Origin of the sequence: Kitasatospora sp. MAP12-44 (assembly GCF_029892095.1) — a bacterium.
In the GTDB taxonomy this organism is placed as follows: Bacteria; Actinomycetota; Actinomycetes; order Streptomycetales; family Streptomycetaceae; genus Kitasatospora.
The window spans coordinates 4,735,488-4,755,684 of the sequence record NZ_JARZAE010000004.1; the positions used below are offsets into that span (position 1 = coordinate 4,735,488).

A 20,197-nucleotide genomic window follows, 5' to 3' on the forward strand; every position below is an offset into this window, starting at 1 on the left:
GCCCTTGGCACGGGCCGACGCCGCGCACGACTGCGGTGCGCGCCGCGAGCGGACTCGCCGCGAGGGTGCGCGACAGGCCCTGGCACCGACCGCGCCACCGCGAAGGGCGCGCACTGGGACATTGGCTCCAACCACGGCCAAAGAATGGCATAGCGGAGAGTGCTCCGGTAGCCGGACGTACTCCGACCCACTCTTCCGGGGAGGACCATCGACGCCCGGTGTGGCTTTCCCGTCCACGCCAGTTGACGCCGTCCCAGTCGCTGTTCCCCTTCCGCTGCCGGTTCAGCCCACCCGCAGGCCGTCCAGCAGGATGCGCAGCAGCCGTTCGGCGGGCTCCGCCGCGTTCAGCGCGGCGCCGCGCCCGATCGAGGGCGGGACGGCGGCGGTCAGCACCAGGACGATCTCCGACACCGTCACCCCGGCCCGCAGCTCGCCGGCCGCCGCCGCCCGGCTGACCAGCGCCGCCAGCAGCCGCAGCAGCAGCCGCGGATCGGCGTCCGGTGCCACGCTCGCATCCTGCGACACCTGGTCGCCGACGTCCGCACTCCTGGGCTCGGCCGGGCTGAGTTCGACATCGGTCGGCCCGCCGTCCCAGTCCCAGGACGGCTGCTGCTCCGGCACCCGGGCCAGCTCCTCCGCGTACCCGAACGCCTCCGGCGGCAGCAGCCGCCCGGCCCCGCTGGCCACGGCGGTGGCCAGGTAGGCGGCGAGCGCCTCCCAGGGACCGGCCGTGCCGTACAGCGCCTCCTTGGCCCGGGCGGTCAGCCAGGCGACCTCCTCGGCGGCGATCCGCTGGACCAGCACCTCCTTGCTCGGGAAGCGCCGGTACACGGTGCCGACGCCGACGCCGGCCCGCCGCGCGACCTCCTCCATCGGTGCGTCGTAGCCGAGTTCACCGAACACCTCGCGCGCGGCCCGCAGCACGCTCTCCAGATTGCGCCGCGCGTCCACCCGCAGCCTGCCCCCGCTCGGCCGCCGCTCGCCGGTCGCGGGGCTCGGCAGTTCGCGTTCGGGCGCGTTCCGGTACGGGACGGACAGCGGATTGCGCTGTTCCGGCACCGTACTCGCGCCGAGTTGTGGCACCGCCGGTTCGCCCAGCAGAAAATGCTCCTGTTCCATCATCCCAACCCTCCCCCGGAGGAGCCCTGTTGAGGACTCCTGTGCGTAGTCGCAGCAGCCCGGCCGTGGCGCGTCGCGGTCCGGCCCCACCACTCCGACCCCCCTGTGGAAACCGGGCGGTACGCATGGGGCCGGGCCCCGGTGCACAGCCAGGCTCCCGGGCCGTCCGGCGATCGGGGATCGGCCCGCCCGGGCGAGGATCGCCTGCGGACTACCCTTCCCCGTTTCAGCCTGCGCCAGTCGACCCGGTCGGCCAACGGTAAATCAGGCCGTAATGGATTCACCACCCGGGGTGACGATTTGATGCCCCCTGATGCCCAAAGTTGCCCGTGAATGACCTGGATGGCGGCCTGGCGCCCCCGTCCAGCGGGAGAAAATCAGCCCGCCGGATCCCGTACGCACTGTGGACAAGAGGCACTCCGGGGGTGCGTCATGGTTGCGTGAACCAGGTCACATCGACAGGGAGTGCCGCCATCCGGATCCTGATCGTGGGCGGCGGCTGCGCCGGGCTGACCGCAGCGGCCCGGCTGCAGCAGGGCCTGCGGGCCGAACTGCGCGGCGGCACAGTGGAGATCACCGTCGTCGAGAACGATCCCTACCTCACCTACCGGCCGCTGCTGGCCGAGGTCGCGGCGGGATCGATCGACCCTCGGCATGTGGTGGTGCCACTGCGCCGGGCGCTGCCCGAGTGCCGGGTGCTCACGGCGCGGATCGCCCGGATCGACCATGCCCGCCGACTCGCCTGGATCATCCCCGAGACCGGACCTGAGATCGAACTCCCGTACGACAGACTGGTGCTGACGGCTGGTTCGGTCTCCCGACGGCCGCCGATCCCCGGGCTGGCGGAGCACGGCCTCGGCTTCGGGTCGGTCGGCCAGGCGGTCGGCCTGCGCAACCACATCCTGGAGCAGCTCGACATCGCCTCCTCCACCCGCGACCCCGAACTGCGCCAGTCCGCGCTGACGTTCGTCTTCGTCGGCGGCGGCTACGCGGGGGTCGGCGCACTCGCCGAGCTGGAGGACATGGCCCGCTACGCGTTGCGCGGCTACCACAACATCCAGCCCGACGACCTGCGCTGGGTGCTGGTCGAGGCGGGCCCCGGAATCCTCGCGGAGGCGGACCCCGCGCTGGCCGCGCACACCCTGGTCCAACTGCGCGAGCGCGGCGTGGACGTCCGGCTCTCCACCACGCTGGAGTCCGCGCAGGGCCGGGTGACCGTGCTCTCGGACGGCAGCCGGTTCGCCGCCCGCACGCTGGTCTGGACGGCCGGGGTCCGGCCCGCCCCGCTGCTCGGCGCCACCGATCTCCCGCTGGACGCCGAAGGACGAGTGCGCTGCCTGCCCACCCTCCGGGTGGCCGGGCCGGACGCCGGTCCGCTGGCCGACGCCTGGGCCGCGGGCGACTGCGCAGCCGTGCCGGATCCGGACGCCGACGGCGCTTCGTGCCCGCCGAACGCCCAGCATGCGGCGAGCCAGGCCGAGTTGCTGGCTGACAATCTGATCGCCTCGCTCGCCTCCGGCCCGGAGGGCGACTATCGGCCCGAGCGTCCGTGCGCCTCCACCTCGCTGGGCCTGCGCCGCGGGGTCGCCCACACCCGCCGGGGCAGCCGCACCGGCCGCCGGGCCTGGCTGCTGCACCGGGCGCGGACGCTGCGCAGGATGCCGAGCCCCGACCGCCGGGTGCGGATCCTCGCGGACTGGATCCTGGCCGGCCTATTCACCCGAGAGGTCGTATCACTGGGATCACTGGAACATCCGCGAGCCGAATTCGAGGCCGCAGTCGACTCCTCGGAAGCCTGAGCCGCCGGCCGGGCCGTACAACACGACCAACACACGTACGACTTCCGGAATCGCTCCTGCACCTGTCAGGATCTGCCTGACAGACTGTCACCGGCTGTACAAACGCCTGTACGAAACGTGACGATCCCTTTGATTCGAGGAAGCGACAATCGGTTGAACCTCATGCGCTGGAGTGCGCGGCTCACCGGAGCCCCGTGGCGCGTCGCTCCTCCACCGGACGACCCGGTCGCCGTGCCCGGACCGCGCGACCCCTCCGGGCAGTCGGCCGTGCCACCGCTCGACCTCCATGAGCTGTTCGACCTGCGGGACGTCCTGGGGCGGCTGCCCGCGCCGGTCGCCGTCACCTACGGCGCCCGGCACCGCCTGGGTTACGCCAATCGGGCCTACCGGGAGCTGTTCGGCACCCGCACACCCGGCCTCCCGGCGGACGAGGCGATGCCCGAGCTGGCAGATCTGGGCCTGCTGCCGCTGCTCGACCAGGTGCTGCGCAGCGGCCGGGCCCGCAGCGTCAAGGCGCGCTGCATCCAGGCCCTCGCGCCCGGCGGGCCCTCCCGGTACTTCAACGTCTCCTGCGTGCCGCTGCACGCGAGCGAGCTCAGCCAGCCGAACGGCGCGGTCGCCGCCCGCGAGGGCCGGGCCCCGGCTCCGGTCGGGGTGCTGATCTCCGCCGCCGAGGTGACCGACCAGGTACAGGCCGCCGTCCGGCTGCGTGACGCGGAGCGCCGCCAGCGCGAGGCCGCGGTCACCCTGCAGCGCAGCCTGCTGCCGCAGGAGCTCGAACAGCCGGCCGACCTCAGCGTCGCCGCGACCTATCAGCCCGGCGGAGCCGAGGCCGCGGTCGGCGGCGACTGGTACGACGTGATCAGCCTGCGCGGCGGCCGCACAGCGCTGGTGATCGGTGACGTGATGGGTCGCGGCCTGCGGGCGGCGGCCGTGATGGGACAGCTGCGGACGGCCGTGCGCGCGTACGCCCGTCTCGACCTGCCCCCGCACCAGGTACTCGGCCTGCTCGACGGCATCGCCATGGAGATCGACGCCAACCAGATCGCCACCTGTGTCTACGCCGTCTACGACCCTCCCCCAGACTCCGTCCGGGGGTACCCCCCTGCCGGCACCCTCACCTATGCCTCGGCCGGGCACCTTCCGCTGATGCTGCGCTCGCCGGACGGCACCGTCCTCCAGGGGGAGCAGCAGAACGGCCCGCCGCTGGGCACCGGCGGAGGCAGCCACACCTCACACATCCTGCGCCTGCTGCCGGGGACCACGGGTGTCCTCTACACCGACGGCCTGGTCGAGCGCCGGGACCAGGACATCGACCAGGGCCTCGACCTGCTCGCCCACACCCTGGCCGGCGCGGTCGGCTCGCCGGACGTGGTCTGCTCCCGCCTGCTCCGGGCCATGGGCGTGAGCGCCGACCACGACGACGACGTCGCGGTGCTGGCCTTCCAGCTCCCGACCGGGACGGCCCAGCCTGGGGTTGACTCCACCCCGGGGGAGGTCTAGTGTTCTCCGAGCTGCCTGTCAGGGAGCACCGGACGCGCGCTCTGCACGGACGGGTCCTGAGCGCAGCCACTCCTCTGAAACACCTTTCTCAGTAATGCTCCTGCCATTCCTGCGCGCTGTCGCAGGGGGCTTTGTTTTGCTGTGCCGGTATTTCGGTGAGTGGGGTCGGATTCGCTTTTCGGGGCGGAGCCGGGCTAGAGTTTGAGGCGTCGGACAGGCCGTCAGGTCGGTTACGACGAAGGCCACTTGAGGGCCGAGGCAGTGCGGAAGACCTGGTAAGGTCGGATGCACTGCGGCGGGAAACCGCGAAGCAGGAAAGCGAGTGAGAAACGCCGAACGGCGGGTCTGATAAGCTGAGTGAAGAACGAAACGAAGTACTGAACGAAGCGCCCGGAGATACTGCGAAGGCAGTTCGAAGGAAGTGTCCGTTCCTTGAGAACTCAACAGCGTGCCAAAAGTCAACGCCAAATATGTTGACATCCCCGGCCTTGATCTTCGGATCGGGGTTGGAGATTCCTTTTGAAGTAATACACAGCGAGGACGCAGTGCACGTTGCCACCCTATTCCGGTGGTTGTCGTGCCGCTCAACGCGGGTGTCACCCGATTACGGGTATACATTCACGGAGAGTTTGATCCTGGCTCAGGACGAACGCTGGCGGCGTGCTTAACACATGCAAGTCGAACGATGAAGCCTTCGGGTGGATTAGTGGCGAACGGGTGAGTAACACGTGGGAAATCTGCCCTGCACTCTGGGACAAGCCTTGGAAACGAGGTCTAATACCGGATATGACCTGTCCTCGCATGGGGATGGGTGGAAAGCTCCGGCGGTGCAGGATGATCCCGCGGCCTATCAGCTTGTTGGTGGGGTAATGGCCTACCAAGGCGACGACGGGTAGCCGGCCTGAGAGGGCGACCGGCCACACTGGGACTGAGACACGGCCCAGACTCCTACGGGAGGCAGCAGTGGGGAATATTGCACAATGGGCGAAAGCCTGATGCAGCGACGCCGCGTGAGGGATGAAGGCCTTCGGGTCGTAAACCTCTTTCAGCAGGGAAGAAGCGCAAGTGACGGTACCTGCAGAAGAAGCACCGGCTAACTACGTGCCAGCAGCCGCGGTAATACGTAGGGTGCGAGCGTTGTCCGGAATTATTGGGCGTAAAGAGCTCGTAGGCGGCTTGTCGCGTCGGATGTGAAAGCCCGGGGCTTAACCCCGGGTCTGCATTCGATACGGGCAGGCTAGAGTGTGGTAGGGGAGATCGGAATTCCTGGTGTAGCGGTGAAATGCGCAGATATCAGGAGGAACACCGGTGGCGAAGGCGGATCTCTGGGCCATTACTGACGCTGAGGAGCGAAAGCGTGGGGAGCGAACAGGATTAGATACCCTGGTAGTCCACGCCGTAAACGGTGGGAACTAGGTGTTGGCGACATTCCACGTCGTCGGTGCCGCAGCTAACGCATTAAGTTCCCCGCCTGGGGAGTACGGCCGCAAGGCTAAAACTCAAAGGAATTGACGGGGGCCCGCACAAGCAGCGGAGCATGTGGCTTAATTCGACGCAACGCGAAGAACCTTACCAAGGCTTGACATATGCCGGAAACGGCCAGAGATGGTCGCCCCCTTGTGGTCGGTATACAGGTGGTGCATGGTTGTCGTCAGCTCGTGTCGTGAGATGTTGGGTTAAGTCCCGCAACGAGCGCAACCCTTGTTCTGTGTTGCCAGCATGCCTTTCGGGGTGATGGGGACTCACAGGAGACTGCCGGGGTCAACTCGGAGGAAGGTGGGGACGACGTCAAATCATCATGCCCCTTATGTCTTGGGCTGCACACGTGCTACAATGGTCGGTACAAAGGGCTGCGATGCCGCGAGGCGGAGCGAATCCCAAAAAGCCGGCCTCAGTTCGGATTGGGGTCTGCAACTCGACCCCATGAAGTTGGAGTTGCTAGTAATCGCAGATCAGCATGCTGCGGTGAATACGTTCCCGGGCCTTGTACACACCGCCCGTCACGTCACGAAAGTCGGTAACACCCGAAGCCGGTGGCCTAACCCGTAAGGGGAGGAGCCGTCGAAGGTGGGACCAGCGATTGGGACGAAGTCGTAACAAGGTAGCCGTACCGGAAGGTGCGGCTGGATCACCTCCTTTCTAAGGAGCACACGGCCGATTGTGAGCAAATGTCTCGCACGGTCAGCTCATGGGTGGAACGTTGACTATTCGGCACACACGGTTGCTCTTTGCGAGTACTGCGTTTCGGCGCGTGGAAAGCATGGTTGCGGTCGGGTGTGTCGGGCACGTTGTTGGGTCCTGAGGGAGCGGCCGGTTATGGTCGTTGCTTCAGTGCCGGTCCCACGGACACTGCCCTGTCAAGGGGTTTTGTAGGTGGGTGTCTGGTCGTTGTTTGAGAACTGCACAGTGGACGCGAGCATCTGTGGCCAAGTTTTTAAGGGCGCACGGTGGATGCCTTGGCACTAGGAACCGATGAAGGACGTGGGAGGCCACGATAGTCCCCGGGGAGCCGTCAACCAGGCTTTGATCCGGGGGTTTCCGAATGGGGAAACCCGGCAGTCGTCATGGGCTGTCACCCGTACCTGAATATATAGGGTATGTGGAGGGAACGAGGGGAAGTGAAACATCTCAGTACCCTCAGGAAGAGAAAACAACCGTGATTCCGGGAGTAGTGGCGAGCGAAACCGGATGAGGCTAAACCGTATTGGTGTGATACCCGGCAGGGGTTGCCAATGCGGGGTCGTGGGAAAGTTCTTCAGTCGTCTGCCGGCGGCTGGGTGAGTCAGAAACCGTATGGATAGTCGAAGGACATGCGAAAGGTCCGGCGTAGAGGGTAAGACCCCCGTAGACGAAATCTGTGCGGCTCACTTGAGCTTCTCCCAAGTAGCACGGAGCCCGAGAAATTCCGTGTGAATCTGGCGGGACCACCCGCTAAGCCTAAATATTCCCTAGTGACCGATAGCGGATAGTACCGTGAGGGAATGGTGAAAAGTACCGCGGGAGCGGAGTGAAATAGTACCTGAAACCGTGTGCCTACAAGCCGTGGGAGCGTCGGACACCAGCTTGCTGTGTGTCTCGTGACTGCGTGCCTTTTGAAGAATGAGCCTGCGAGTTTGCGGTGTGTAGCGAGGTTAACCCGTGTGGGGTAGCCGTAGCGAAAGCGAGTCCGAATAGGGCGATTGAGTTGCACGCCCAAGACCCGAAGCGGAGTGATCTAGCCATGGGCAGGTTGAAGCGGAGGTAAGACTTCGTGGAGGACCGAACCCACCAGGGTTGAAAACCTGGGGGATGACCTGTGGTTAGGGGTGAAAGGCCAATCAAACTCCGTGATAGCTGGTTCTCCCCGAAATGCATTTAGGTGCAGCGTCACGTGTTTCTTGCCGGAGGTAGAGCACTGGATAGGCGATGGGCCTCACCGGGTTACTGACCTTAGCCAAACTCCGAATGCCGGTAAGTGAGAGCGTGGCAGTGAGACTGTGGGGGATAAGCTCCATGGTCGAGAGGGAAACAGCCCAGAACACCGACTAAGGTCCCTAAGCGTGTGCTAAGTGGGAAAGGATGTGGAGTCGCACAGACAACCAGGAGGTTGGCTTAGAAGCAGCCATCCTTGAAAGAGTGCGTAATAGCTCACTGGTCAAGTGATTCCGCGCCGACAATGTAGCGGGGCTCAAGCACACCACCGAAGTCGTGTCATTGCAGCAATAGGGCCAACGCCTGCTGTGATGGGTAGGGGAGCGTCGTGTGCCGGGTGAAGCAGCGGAGGAATCCAGTTGTGGACGGTTCACGAGTGAGAATGCAGGCATGAGTAGCGATACAAGAGTGGGAAACTCTTGCGCCGATTGACCAAGGGTTCCTGGGTCAAGCTGATCTGCCCAGGGTAAGTCGGGACCTAAGGCGAGGCCGACAGGCGTAGTCGATGGACAACGGGTTGATATTCCCGTACCCGCTTTGAAGCGCCAACGTCGAACCAGATGATGCTAAGCCCGCGAAGCCGGCCTGGAGTCTTCGGACAAAGGGACGTGGTGGAGCCGGTGACCCAAGTCTGTAGTAGGTGAGCGATGGGGTGACGCAGGAAGGTAGTCCAGCCCGGGCGGTGGTTGTCCCGGGGTAAGGGTGTAGGCCGAGTGATAGGCAAATCCGTCACTCATTAAGGCTGAGACCTGATGCCGAGCCGATTGTGGTGAAGTGGATGATCCTATGCTGTCGAGAAAAGCCTCTAGCGAGTTTCATGGCGGCCCGTACCCCAAACCGACTCAGGTGGTCAGGTAGAGAATACCGAGGCGTTCGGGTGAACTATGGTTAAGGAACTCGGCAAAATGCCCCCGTAACTTCGGGAGAAGGGGGGCCATTCCTGGTGATGAGTCTTGCACTCTGAGCTGGGGGTGGCCGCAGAGACCAGCGAGAAGCGACTGTTTACTAAAAACACAGGTCCGTGCGAAGCCGTAAGGCGATGTATACGGACTGACGCCTGCCCGGTGCTGGAACGTTAAGGGGACCGGTTAGTCCGACTTCGGTCGGGCGAAGCTGAGAACTTAAGCGCCAGTAAACGGCGGTGGTAACTATAACCATCCTAAGGTAGCGAAATTCCTTGTCGGGTAAGTTCCGACCTGCACGAATGGCGTAACGACTTCTCGACTGTCTCAACCATAGGCCCGGTGAAATTGCATTACGAGTAAAGATGCTCGTTTCGCGCAGCAGGACGGAAAGACCCCGGGACCTTTACTATAGCTTGATATTGGTGTTCGGTTCGGCTTGTGTAGGATAGGTGGGAGACTTTGAAGCGGCAACGCCAGTTGTCGTGGAGTCGACGTTGAAATACCACTCTGGTCGTGCTGGATGTCTAACCTGGGTCCGTGATCCGGATCAGGGACAGTGTCTGGTGGGTAGTTTAACTGGGGCGGTTGCCTCCTAAAGAGTAACGGAGGCGCCCAAAGGTTCCCTCAGCCTGGTTGGCAATCAGGTGTTGAGTGTAAGTGCACAAGGGAGCTTGACTGTGAGACCGACGGGTCGAGCAGGTGCGAAAGCAGGGACTAGTGATCCGGCGGTGGCTTGTGGAAGCGCCGTCGCTCAACGGATAAAAGGTACCCCGGGGATAACAGGCTGATCTTCCCCAAGAGTCCATATCGACGGGATGGTTTGGCACCTCGATGTCGGCTCGTCGCATCCTGGGGCTGGAGTAGGTCCCAAGGGTTGGGCTGTTCGCCCATTAAAGCGGTACGCGAGCTGGGTTTAGAACGTCGTGAGACAGTTCGGTCCCTATCCGCTGTGCGCGTAGGAATATTGAGAAGGGCTGTCCCTAGTACGAGAGGACCGGGACGGACGAACCTCTGGTGTGCCAGTTGTCCTGCCAAGGGCATGGCTGGTTGGCTACGTTCGGGAGGGATAACCGCTGAAAGCATCTAAGCGGGAAGCCTGCTTCGAGATGAGTATTCCCACCTCCTTGAGAGGGTAAGGCTCCCAGTAGACGACTGGGTTGATAGGCCGGATGTGGAAGCCCAGTAATGGGTGGAGCTGACCGGTACTAATAGGCCGAGGGCTTGTCCTCAGTTGCTCGCGTCCACTGTGTTGTTCTGAAACAACGACCCCGTCCCATGGCCATGGGGCGGTGCGGTTGACAGTTTCATAGTGTTTCGGTGGTCATAGCGTGAGGGAAACGCCCGGTTACATTCCGAACCCGGAAGCTAAGCCTCACAGCGCCGATGGTACTGCAGGGGGGACCCTGTGGGAGAGTAGGACGCCGCCGAACAATCTTTGAATACCAGATAACCCCCATCCGATTCCTCGGATGGGGGTTATCTGCGTTTGCGGACATTTCCCGCCCGGTGGCGTGACGTAGGGTCAGACCATGGACGCGACCACGGGGGCGAGCCCCGAAGAGCAGCAGAGCGCGGTCATCGCGCAGCCGGAGTTGCCGTCGGAGCTGCGGGACGGCGCGCTGCGGATCCTGGCTGCCGCCGTCGAGGTGGACGGCCGGGAGGCAGTCTCCGAGCAGGGGCGGATCCGGCTGCGCTCGTCCGGGACCGCGCGGCCGGGGATCACCCATCTGGTGCAGCCGGACGTGGGTTATGCGCAGCTGGAGGCACCGGCCGACGCCGCAGTGCCGACCGCGGAGCTGGTGGTCACCCCACAGCAGCGCCAGCGCGGGCACGGCCGTCGGCTGCTCGACGCGGTGCTGGCCCAGGTCGTCGGCCCGGTCGACTTCTGGGCCCACGGCGGTCACCCGGGGGCCCGCCACCTCGCCGACCGCTACGGCGCCGAGCTGGTCCGCGAGCTCCGGCAGATGCGTCGCAGCGAACCAAGCGGCGAACCGAGCGGCGGGCCGAGCACCGACGACGTGCCGTTCCCGGCCGGTGTCACGCTCCGCACCTTCCGTCCGGGCGTGGACGACGAGCAGTGGCTGCGGCTCAACGCGCTCGCCTTCGCCCACCACCCCGAGCAGGGCTCCTGGACCGCGCAGGATCTGGCCGACCGGATCGCCGAGCCGTGGTTCGACCCCGCCGGCTTCTTCCTCGCCTACCGCGGCGAGCAGCTGGTCGGCTTCCACTGGACCAAGGTGCACCCGGCCACCGAGGCGGAGCCGGCCCTCGGCGAGGTCTACGTGGTCGGCGTGGACCCGGCGGAGCAGGGGAACGGCCTGGGCCGTGCGCTCACCGCGGCCGGCCTGCGCCACCTGGCCCGCGACCGGGGCCTGTCCACCGTGCTGCTCTATGTGGACGCGGACAATCCGGCGGCCGTCCGCGTCTACGAGCGTCTCGGTTTCGCCATTCATGAGGTAGACCTGGTGTATCGGGTGCAGTCGGGCGCTACGGCCGGATAACGGCGTTCGGCCGGCGGCCGCAGGGCCGACCGCCTCAGCTTTCCTCCTGGCCATGCGGTGTTTACCGTGGATTCAATTACCGCGGCGAAGATCACAGGATGACGTCCGTAGTGTCTCGCTCCCGCAGCTCCGGCCCCGCGGCCAGGCCCGGTCGGATATCGACCGCGCAGGGCGGCTTGGGCCACCCGCAGGCGGCGACGGACTCGGAGCAGAGCGTGCGCACCGAGCACTCGGACCTCATCTCTCTGGAGGAGCTGGAACCCATGAGCATCCCCCGTCCGGTCACGGCCGGAGCAGCAGCCGGCGACGAACCCGGCGCGCCCGCCGCCGGCAGTCCGCTCGACGCGGTCGGCGGCTCGTCCGCCGCGCGCTTCAGCGGTGCGCTGGGACTCCCGCTCGACCAGCTCGCCGCCTTTGCCGACCAGGACGACGAGGAGCTCCCGCAGGGCCGCTTCCTCGACCGTGAGCGCAGCTGGCTGGCGTTCAACGAGCGGGTGCTCGAGCTCGCCGAGGACCCGCAGATCCCGCTGCTGGAGCGCACCAAGTTCCTGGCGATCTTCGCCAGCAACCTGGACGAGTTCTTCATGGTCCGGGTGGCCGGCCTCAAGCGCCGGATCGCGACCGGGGTCGCCCAGCGCAGCGCGTCCGGCCTGCAGCCGCGCGAGGTGCTTGATCTCATCTGGACCAAGTCCCGCGAGCTGATGGCCCGGCACGCGGCCGCCTTCCAGCAGGAGGTGCTGCCGGACCTCGCCGCCGAGGGCATCGGGCTGGTCCGCTGGGCCGAGCTGTCGGACAAGGAGAAGGCCCGGCTGCACACCCTGTTCCGCGCGCACATCTTCCCGGTGCTGACCCCGCTGGCCGTCGACCCCGCGCACCCCTTCCCGTACATATCGGGACTGAGCCTCAACCTGGCCGTGGTGGTGCGCAATCCGGTCTCGGGGCACAAGCACTTCGCCCGCGTGAAGGTGCCCCAGTCGCTCTCCCGCTTCCTGGAGGCCTCCGCCCAGCGCTACGTCCCGTTGGAGGACGTGATGGGCGCGCACCTGGAGGAGCTCTTCCCGGGGATGGAGGTGCTCGCCCACCACGCGTTCCGGGTCACTCGCAACGAGGATCTGGAGGTGGAGGAGGACGACACCGAGAACATCCTCAAGGCGCTGGAGAAGGAGCTGATGCGCCGGCGCTTCGGTCCGCCGGTCCGGCTGGAGGTCGAGGAGTCGATCGACCCGTACATTCTCGACCTGCTGATCCGCGAACTGAACATCACCGAGGCCGAGGTCTTCCCGCTGGCGGGTCCGCTCGACCTGACCGGGCTGTTCGGCATCGCCGACCTGGACCGGCCGGAGCTGAAGTACACCAAGTTCGTGGCCGGCACCGCGCGCGGGCTGACCGACGTCGAGTCGGCCTCCCAGCCGGACATCTTCGCCGCCATGCGCGAGCGCGAGGTGCTGCTGCACCACCCGTACGACAGCTTCTCCACCTCGGTGCTGGCCTTCCTGGAGCAGGCCGCCGCCGACCCGAACGTGCTGGCGATCAAGCAGACGCTCTACCGCACCTCGGGCGACTCGCCGATCGTGGACGCGCTGATCGACGCCGCCGAGTCCGGCAAGCAGGTGCTGGTGCTGGTCGAGATCAAGGCGCGCTTCGACGAGCAGGCCAACATCAAGTGGGCCCGCAAGCTGGAGGAGTCCGGCTGCCACGTGGTCTACGGGCTGATCGGCCTGAAGACCCACAGCAAGCTGTCCCTGGTGGTCCGCCAGGAGGGCGACCTGCTGCGTCGCTACGCGCATGTCGGCACCGGCAACTACCACCCCAAGACCGCGCGGATGTACGAGGACCTCGGGCTGCTCACTGCGGACCCGCAGGTCGGCGCGGACCTCTCCGACCTCTTCAACCGGCTCTCCGGCTACTCGCGCCACGAGTCGTACCGCCGCCTGCTGACCGCCCCGCGCAGCCTGCGGGACGGGCTGATCTCCCGGATCAACCGGGAGATCGAGCACCAGCGCGCGGGTCGGCCGGCCTCGGTCCGGATCAAGGTCAACTCGATCGTCGACGAGGCCGTGATCGACGCGCTCTACCGCGCCTCGCGCGCGGGCGTGCCGGTGGACGTCTGGGTGCGCGGCATCTGCGCCGTCCGGCCGGGCGTGGCCGGGCTGAGCGAGAACATCCGGGTGCGCAGCATCCTGGGCCGGTTCCTGGAGCACTCCCGGATCTTCATCTTCGGCAACGGCGGTGATCCCGAGGTCTGGTTCGGGAGCGCCGACATGATGCACCGCAACCTGGACCGGCGGATCGAGGCGCTGGTCCGGCTGGTCGACCCGGGGCACCGGGCCGAGCTGTCCGGGCTGATCGACCTCGGCATGTCGGAGGACACCGCCTCCTGGCACCTGGGCTCGGACGGGGCATGGACCAGACACAGCCAGGACACTGACGGGCACCGCCTCCGTGACGTCCAGGAACTGCTCATCGACTCGCGCCAGCGCCGTCGGAGTTCCTCCACCGCGCTCTGACCCATCCGTCACCTGCCCTGGGGAAACGGGGAGTACCCGAGACATGACTGACGCGCCCATGACGACTCCGGCGGCTTCCACGGCGACCGCCGGGGAGGTCCTCTCCGGATATCTGACCCACCAGGCCGGCGCCTTCCTGCGCGCCCTGCCGCAGACCGTCGGTGAGGCGGGCGCCAGACCCGGCGCTGCCCCCTCACTCAACTCGACCAGCGGGACGGCCGGGACGGGGGAGCTGCTGCGCGCCGTGCGCCGGATCGGCGGGGCGCTGCACACCTTCCACTCGGTGTTCGACAGCACCTGGGCGCAGGAGTCGCGGGCCGAGCTGCGCTGGCTGCTCAACCTGCTCGCGCAGGAGCCCGCGTACGTGCGGCGCTCGGTGCGGCTGCTGGCCGCGCTGGACTCGCTCAGCTCGACGGCCCCGGTGGGCGAGAGCTCCGGCCCGGGCATGCTGGCCGGGCACCAGGGCGCGCCCAAGGCCCGGGCACTGCTCGACCGGCAGCTGACGCTGTCCCGGACCAGGGCGCACAGCACGCTGCTGCAGGAGCTGCGCTCGTCGCGGCTGCACGCGCTGGCGGACCGGATGACGCTGCTGGTGGGCGAGGCGCCGCTGGTCCAGCCGGCCGCGGGGCAGGCCGCCGGGGCGCTGCTGGCGCAGGCGTCGGGGGCGTTCGGCGCGTTGGTGGCGGCCGTCCAGGGGCTGCCGCTGCAGCGGGTCGCGGGTGCCTACCACGGTGATGCGCTGCACCGGCTGGGAGTGACGCCGACCGGGGGCGTCCCGGTGCAGCGGGCCGCCCCCGCGGTCGGCGACGCGGACTCGGCGCTCGCCGCGGACGACGAGCCCTGGCGGCGGACCCGGATCCTGCTCAAGCGGTCCCGGTACGCGTTGGAGGTGTGCGGTCGCTCCGCGGTGGAGCTGGACGCGCTGGACCAGGTGCTCGACCGCCACCAGGACGCCTCGGACGCGGCGACCACGGCGGCCACCGCGGCGCGCACCCCGCGGATCACCCCGGCGACCGCCTACGTCCTGGGGGTGGTGCATGCTGATCAGCGACTGGAGGTGGAGGCGGCCCGGCACGCCTTCGGCCGCCAGTGGCCGAACCTCCCGCACCACGGATGGCATGAATGGGCGAGCGCCTAACCGCAGAGCAGCAGCAGAACCGCCCCGGCCCCCGGATGGCGGCGTCCAGCCGTACCGGCGCCGAGCCGCAGTCGGCCCAGCCGCCCGGGCGGTCCGGGCCGTCCGAGCACACGGAACGCAGCGAACGCAGCGAACGCAGCGACCGTACGGAGCGCAAGAAGCTGCGTGAGGCGAAGAAGCAGGGCCCGTGGACGGGCCCGGGCCGGGTCGTCGGCAAGCAGTCCGCGGCCCACCACCCGAGCGGTGCGAAGAAGAGCGCCCACAGCCCCACCGTCCTGGCGGCCGGCGCGGTGCTCTGGGTCCCGGGCGGGATGCGGCAGGACGGCACCGGCCCGCGCAAGCCGCGGATCGCCCTGATCCACCGCCCGAAGTACGACGACTGGAGCCTGCCCAAGGGCAAGCTGCTCCCGGGCGAGTCCCCTTGGCGGGCGGCGCTGCGCGAGGTGGAGGAGGAGACCGGGCTGCGCTGCCGGCTGATCGCGCCGCTGCCCGCCCAGTACTACCTGGCGAACGGGCGGCCCAAGGAGGTCCGGTACTGGGCGGCGGTGCCGGTCAGCGGTGAGTTCCGGCCCAATCGGGAGGTGGACCGGATGAAGTGGCTCAAGCCCGGCAAGGCCAGGGCCAAGCTCACCCACGACCGCGACCGCGAGCTGATCGACGCCCTGCTGCTGCAGCTGGCCGAGACCGGCGACGGCCCGCCCCAGGTCGGCGGCGGATAGAACGGGACCATCCGTTCTGATGAACGAACGGGCCGGTTGGCGGCGTGTCTTGGCCGAACCCTTGCTGTAATGCAACCGTGACTACTGGTCGGTGTTTCCTGGCATCCTTTCGAGGTTCACTTTCCGTTCATTTATGACCGGCTGACGTGTCACTTCCCCGGCCTAACTTCGGTCCTACCGGAGGGCCGGAGAGGCCCCGGACCACAGCAAGGTCCGCTCCGCCCGACCGCGTGGTCGGGCGATGATCGCGGACTGTGCCAAAGAAAGGGACACCCTGTGAAGCTCCAGCGGAACGGCCGCAGCACCAAGGCCCTCGCTATCGGTGCCGTGGCGCTCGTCAGCTCGCTGTCGCTCGCTGCCTGCGGCTCCGACAACAACACCACCGCCTCCAGCGGCTCCTCCGCCAGCGGTGCGCCCTCCGCCGCCGCGATCACCTGCGCCGCCAAGCAGGCCGCGTTCCTCGGCGCCGGCTCGACCGCGCAGAGCAACGCCATCGACGTGTGGAAGAACGTCTTCGGCGCCGCCTGCTCCGGCAGCACCCTGAGCTACAACCCGGTCGGCTCGGGCGCGGGCGTCCAGCAGTTCGAGCAGGGCAAGGTCGCCTTCGCGGGCTCCGACTCCGCCCTGAAGGCCACGGACATCACCGCCACCAAGGCGGTCTGCGCGGGCGGCGGCCAGGGTGTCGACATCCCCATGGTCGGCGGCCTCGTCTCGATCATCTACAACGTGCAGGGTGTCAACAACCTGGTGCTCGACGGCCCGACGATCGCGAAGATCTTCGACGCGCAGATCACCAAGTGGAACGACCCGGCCATCGCCAAGCTGAACCCGGGCGTGACCCTGCCGGCCGCCGACATCCAGGCCTTCCACCGCTCGGACGACTCGGGCACCACGCAGAACCTGACCGCCTACCTGGCGAAGACGTCCGCCGGTGCCTGGTCCTACCCGTCCAGCAAGACCTGGGCCGGCAAGGGCGGCCAGTCGGCCAACGGCAGCGCGGGCGTCTCCTCGCAGGTCAAGACCGTTCCGAACTCGATCGGCTACGCCGAGCTGTCCTACGCGCAGAGCAACAACCTGAACAGTGCCTCGATCAACACGGGTGCCACCAAGCCGGTCGCGGCCACCGCCGCCAACGCCGCCACCACCATCGGCACCGCTCAGGTCGTCGGCACCGGCAGCGACCTGGCGCTGAACCTCGACTACGCGACCAAGACCGAGGGTGCCTACCCGATCGTCCTGGTCACCTACGAGATCGCCTGCGACAAGGGCAACGCCCCCGCCACGCTGGACACCCTCAAGTCCTTCCTGACCTACACGATCAGCGACGCCGGCCAGAAGGCCATCGGCGACAAGGGCTACGTCCCGCTCCCGTCGTCGGTCACGGACAAGGTCAAGGCCCTGATCCCGACCCTCGCCTGATCCACCTGCTCCATCCGGTCGGCGGTCCCGCGCAGGGGGACGGGACCGCCGACCGGAGCACCACCCAGCTCACCACTCGTCCGGGGCACCGCCGCCATGGTGCCGCCCTCGCGGGGCGGCGCCGCCAGACCGGAGTAAATCCTCATGACCTCACCAACCCCTGACTCCTCCAGGGGCAGGACCACCGCGTCTCGGAAGGGTTCCCTGCAAGGGAACAGCCGCCGGGGCGATCGTCTGTTCTTCGGCCTCTCCGCCGGTTCCGGGATCCTGCTGCTGGTCATCATGGCCGCCATCGCGGGCTTCCTGCTCTACCGCAGCGGGATCGCGCTGAGCCACGACAAGACCAACTTCTTCACCACCTTCGAGTGGGACCCCGACAACATCCTGAAGCCCAGCTTCGGCATCGCGGTGCTGGCCTTCGGCACCATCGTCAGCGGGGCCATCGCGATGGTGCTCGCCGTGCCGCTGGCGATCGCGATCGCGCTCTTCATCTCGCACTACGCGCCACGCAGGATCGCCCAGCCGTTCGCCTACCTGGTGGACCTGCTGGCCGCCGTCCCCAGCATCGTCTACGGCCTGTGGGGCGCCCTCTACCTGGTGCCGCACCTGGCCGGGCTGACCAGCTGGCTGAACACCTACCTGGGCTGGACGTACATCTTCCGGACGACCCACACCGGTGCCCCGGCGCGCAACCTCTTCAGCACCGGCATCCTGCTGGCCATCATGATCCTGCCGATCATCACCGCGGTCACCCGCGAGGTCTTCCGGCAGGTGCCGCGGATGCACGAGGAGGCGGCGCTCGCGCTCGGCGCGACCCGCTGGGAGATGATCCGCACCGCGGTGATCCCGTTCGGGCGCCCCGGCATCATCTCGGCTTCGATGCTGGGTCTGGGCCGCGCGCTCGGCGAGACCATGGCGGTCGCCCTGGTGCTCTCCTCCAGCAGCGTCCTGTCGCTGCACATCCTGGACGCGGGCGGCGGTACCTTCGCGCAGAACATCGCGCTGAAGTACGCCGAGGCCGGTTCGAACGGCAAGGACGCGCTGATGGCCTCCGGCCTGGTGCTGTTCGTGATCACTCTGCTCGTGAACGGCGGCGCCCGGTTGATCATCGCCCGCCGCAAGGAGTACTCGGGGGCCAACGCATGACGACCGCAACCTCAGTGGCCGACCAGGTCCCCGGCCCCCAGCTGAGCCGCCCGCTGACCGCGGCCCGACTGCCCCGATGGACCCCGGCCGCCATCACGGCGCTGGCCATCGCGCTCGGCTGCGGCATCGGCGCCGGCGCCGGGCTGCAGAGCCACCTCCAGTGGGGGCTGATCTCCGCCCTGCTCTTCGTCGTCATCAGCTACGGCGTCTCGGCCAAGATCGAGGGCACCCGGCAGGCCAAGGACCGCCTGGCGACCTCGATGGTCTGGGTGGCCTTCATCCTGGCCGTCATCCCGCTGCTCTCGCTGATCACCTACACGATCCAGCAGGGTGCCGCCGTCGTCGACGGCAACTTCCTGACGCACTCCATGAAGGGCGTCTACCAGTCCGGTCCGGGCGGTGGCATCTACCACGCGCTGCTCGGCACCATCCAGCAGGTCGGCCTGGCCACGCTGATGGCCGCGCCGGTCGGTCTGCTCACGGCGGTCTACCTGGTGGAGTACGGCCGTGGCCGGCTCGCCAAGGTGGTCACCTTCTTCGTCGACGTCATGACGGGTGTCCCGTCCATCGTCGCCGGTCTGTTCATCTTCTCGGTGTGGCTCCTGGCGCTGGGCTTCCAGTACTCGGGCTTCGCCGGCAGCCTCGCCCTGGCCATCCTGATGTTGCCGGTGGTGGTGCGCTCCACCGAGGAGATGCTCAAGCTCGTCCCGAACGAGCTGCGCGAAGCCTCGTACGCGCTCGGTGTGCCCAAGTGGAAGACGATCCTGCGGATCGTCATCCCCACCGCGATCGGCGGCATCGCCACGGGTGTCATGCTGGCAGTGGCCCGCATCACCGGTGAGACCGCTCCGGTGCTGATGCTGGTGTTCATCACGGACTCCATCAACAGCAACCCGTTCTCGGGACCGCAGGAGTCGCTGCCGATCTACATCTGGCAGCAGTACTCGCAGGTCAACAACAGCTATGGCTACGCGCGCGCCTGGGGTGCGGCCCTGGTGCTGATCGCCTTCGTGATGGGCCTCAACCTCATCGCGCGGGGCATCGCCCGCTGGCGCTCGCCCAAGTCCGGGCACTGACCGGCCGACTGACGTACGTAAAGACGAGAGAGACGAAAGATCATGGCGAAGCGCATCGACGTCAGCGGACTGTCGGCCTACTACGGCGCCACCAAGGCCATCGAGGACATCTCGATGACCGTCGAGCCCCGCTCGGTGACGGCCTTCATCGGCCCCTCCGGCTGCGGTAAGTCCACCTTCCTGCGCACCCTCAACCGGATGCACGAGGTGATCCCCGGCGCCCGGGTCGAGGGCAAGGTCCTGCTGGACGACGAGAACCTGTACGGCCGGGACGTCGACCCGGTCGCGGTCCGCCGCACGGTCGGAATGGTCTTCCAGCGACCCAATCCGTTCCCGACCATGTCGATCTACGACAATGTCGCGGCCGGACTCAAGCTCGCGGGTGTCCGCAAGAAGTCCGTCCTGGACGGTGTGGTGGAGAGCTCGCTCAAGGGCGCCAACCTCTGGAACGAGGTCAAGGACCGCCTGAGCAAGCCGGGCGCCGGCCTCTCCGGCGGCCAGCAGCAGCGGCTCTGCATCGCCCGCGCCATCGCGGTCGAGCCGCAGGTGCTGCTGATGGACGAGCCCTGCTCGGCCCTCGACCCGATCTCCACGCTGGCCATCGAGGACCTGATCGGCGAGCTCAAGGAGCGGTTCACGATCGTCATCGTGACCCACAACATGCAGCAGGCGGCCCGCGTCAGCGACCGGACGGCCTTCTTCAACCTGGCCGGCGTCGGCCAGCCCGGCAAGCTGGTCGAGCTGGACGACACCCAGCGGATCTTCTCCAACCCGTCGGTCCAGGCGACCGAGGACTACATCTCCGGCCGCTTCGGCTAGACCCGGACGGGCCCGGCCACCGGGCCCGCCTCCGATCGGAGGCTGTGCGGAGCACGAACTGCTCTGCGGCGCTGCATGGCGGTGCCGCCGCGGAGTGTGAAGAAGGGCCCGCCCCCGGGACGTGGGGGCGGGCCC

General features: G+C 67.4%; 10 protein-coding genes, 3 rRNA genes and 1 pseudogene. 13 read left to right on the forward strand and 1 reads right to left on the reverse strand.

The annotated features are described in order from the left end of the window. Window positions 1-282: 282 nt before the first annotated feature. Window positions 283-1,122 (reverse strand): helix-turn-helix domain-containing protein, encoded by an 840-nt coding sequence (locus tag P3T34_RS22155; protein WP_280667784.1) that lies wholly within the window; start codon window positions 1,120-1,122, stop codon window positions 283-285. Between the two features lie 437 nt (window positions 1,123-1,559). Between P3T34_RS22155 and P3T34_RS22160 the strand changes: the two genes are divergently transcribed. The 13 genes and pseudogenes from P3T34_RS22160 to pstB all read left to right on the forward strand — a co-directional run bounded on the left by P3T34_RS22160 (window position 1,560) and on the right by pstB (window position 20,062). Beyond that, a complete protein-coding gene (locus P3T34_RS22160) occupies window positions 1,560-2,918 on the forward strand; it encodes an FAD-dependent oxidoreductase (RefSeq protein WP_280667785.1) in 1,359 nt (452 codons plus the stop codon). Between the two features lie 162 nt (window positions 2,919-3,080). Next, a pseudogene (locus P3T34_RS22165) lies at window positions 3,081-4,358 on the forward strand (PP2C family protein-serine/threonine phosphatase); the annotation flags it as partial. Window positions 4,359-5,038: 680 nt separating this feature from the next. Then, window positions 5,039-6,560 (forward strand): 16S ribosomal RNA (locus P3T34_RS22170). 285 nt (window positions 6,561-6,845) lie between these two features. Continuing rightward, window positions 6,846-9,966: ribosomal RNA gene (locus P3T34_RS22175) — 23S ribosomal RNA — on the forward strand. A gap of 84 nt (window positions 9,967-10,050) precedes the next feature. Then, window positions 10,051-10,167: ribosomal RNA gene (rrf, locus tag P3T34_RS22180) — 5S ribosomal RNA — on the forward strand. Together the 16S, 23S and 5S rRNA genes form the textbook arrangement of a ribosomal RNA operon. A 99-nt stretch (window positions 10,168-10,266) precedes the next feature. Further along, the gene (mshD, locus tag P3T34_RS22185; protein ID WP_280667786.1) at window positions 10,267-11,238 is read left to right on the forward strand and encodes a mycothiol synthase; all 972 of its coding nucleotides are present in this window, start codon (window positions 10,267-10,269) and stop codon (window positions 11,236-11,238) included. Window positions 11,239-11,501: 263 nt separating this feature from the next. Then, window positions 11,502-13,745, forward strand: coding sequence for an RNA degradosome polyphosphate kinase (locus tag P3T34_RS22190; protein WP_280667787.1), 2,244 nt, complete (start codon window positions 11,502-11,504; stop codon window positions 13,743-13,745). 43 nt (window positions 13,746-13,788) lie between these two features. Next, window positions 13,789-14,883, forward strand: a complete 1,095-nt coding sequence (locus tag P3T34_RS22195) for a CHAD domain-containing protein (RefSeq protein ID WP_280667788.1) — start codon at window positions 13,789-13,791, stop codon at window positions 14,881-14,883. Between the two features lie 311 nt (window positions 14,884-15,194). Then, window positions 15,195-15,602 (forward strand): NUDIX hydrolase, encoded by a 408-nt coding sequence (locus P3T34_RS22200; protein WP_280672283.1) that lies wholly within the window; start codon window positions 15,195-15,197, stop codon window positions 15,600-15,602. Window positions 15,603-15,878: 276 nt separating this feature from the next. Continuing rightward, window positions 15,879-17,021, forward strand: a complete 1,143-nt coding sequence (gene pstS / locus P3T34_RS22205; RefSeq protein ID WP_280667789.1) for a phosphate ABC transporter substrate-binding protein PstS — start codon at window positions 15,879-15,881, stop codon at window positions 17,019-17,021. Window positions 17,022-17,165: 144 nt separating this feature from the next. Further along, a complete protein-coding gene (pstC, locus tag P3T34_RS22210) occupies window positions 17,166-18,167 on the forward strand; it encodes a phosphate ABC transporter permease subunit PstC (RefSeq protein WP_280667790.1) in 1,002 nt (333 codons plus the stop codon). Continuing rightward, window positions 18,164-19,243, forward strand: a complete 1,080-nt coding sequence (pstA, locus tag P3T34_RS22215) for a phosphate ABC transporter permease PstA (protein WP_280667791.1) — start codon at window positions 18,164-18,166, stop codon at window positions 19,241-19,243. Before pstC ends, pstA begins: the two co-directional genes overlap by 4 nt. Window positions 19,244-19,285: 42 nt before the next feature. After that, entirely contained in the window at window positions 19,286-20,062 is a 777-nt protein-coding gene (gene pstB, locus P3T34_RS22220; RefSeq protein ID WP_280667792.1) for a phosphate ABC transporter ATP-binding protein PstB, read from the forward strand. Window positions 20,063-20,197: the final 135 nt, after the last annotated feature.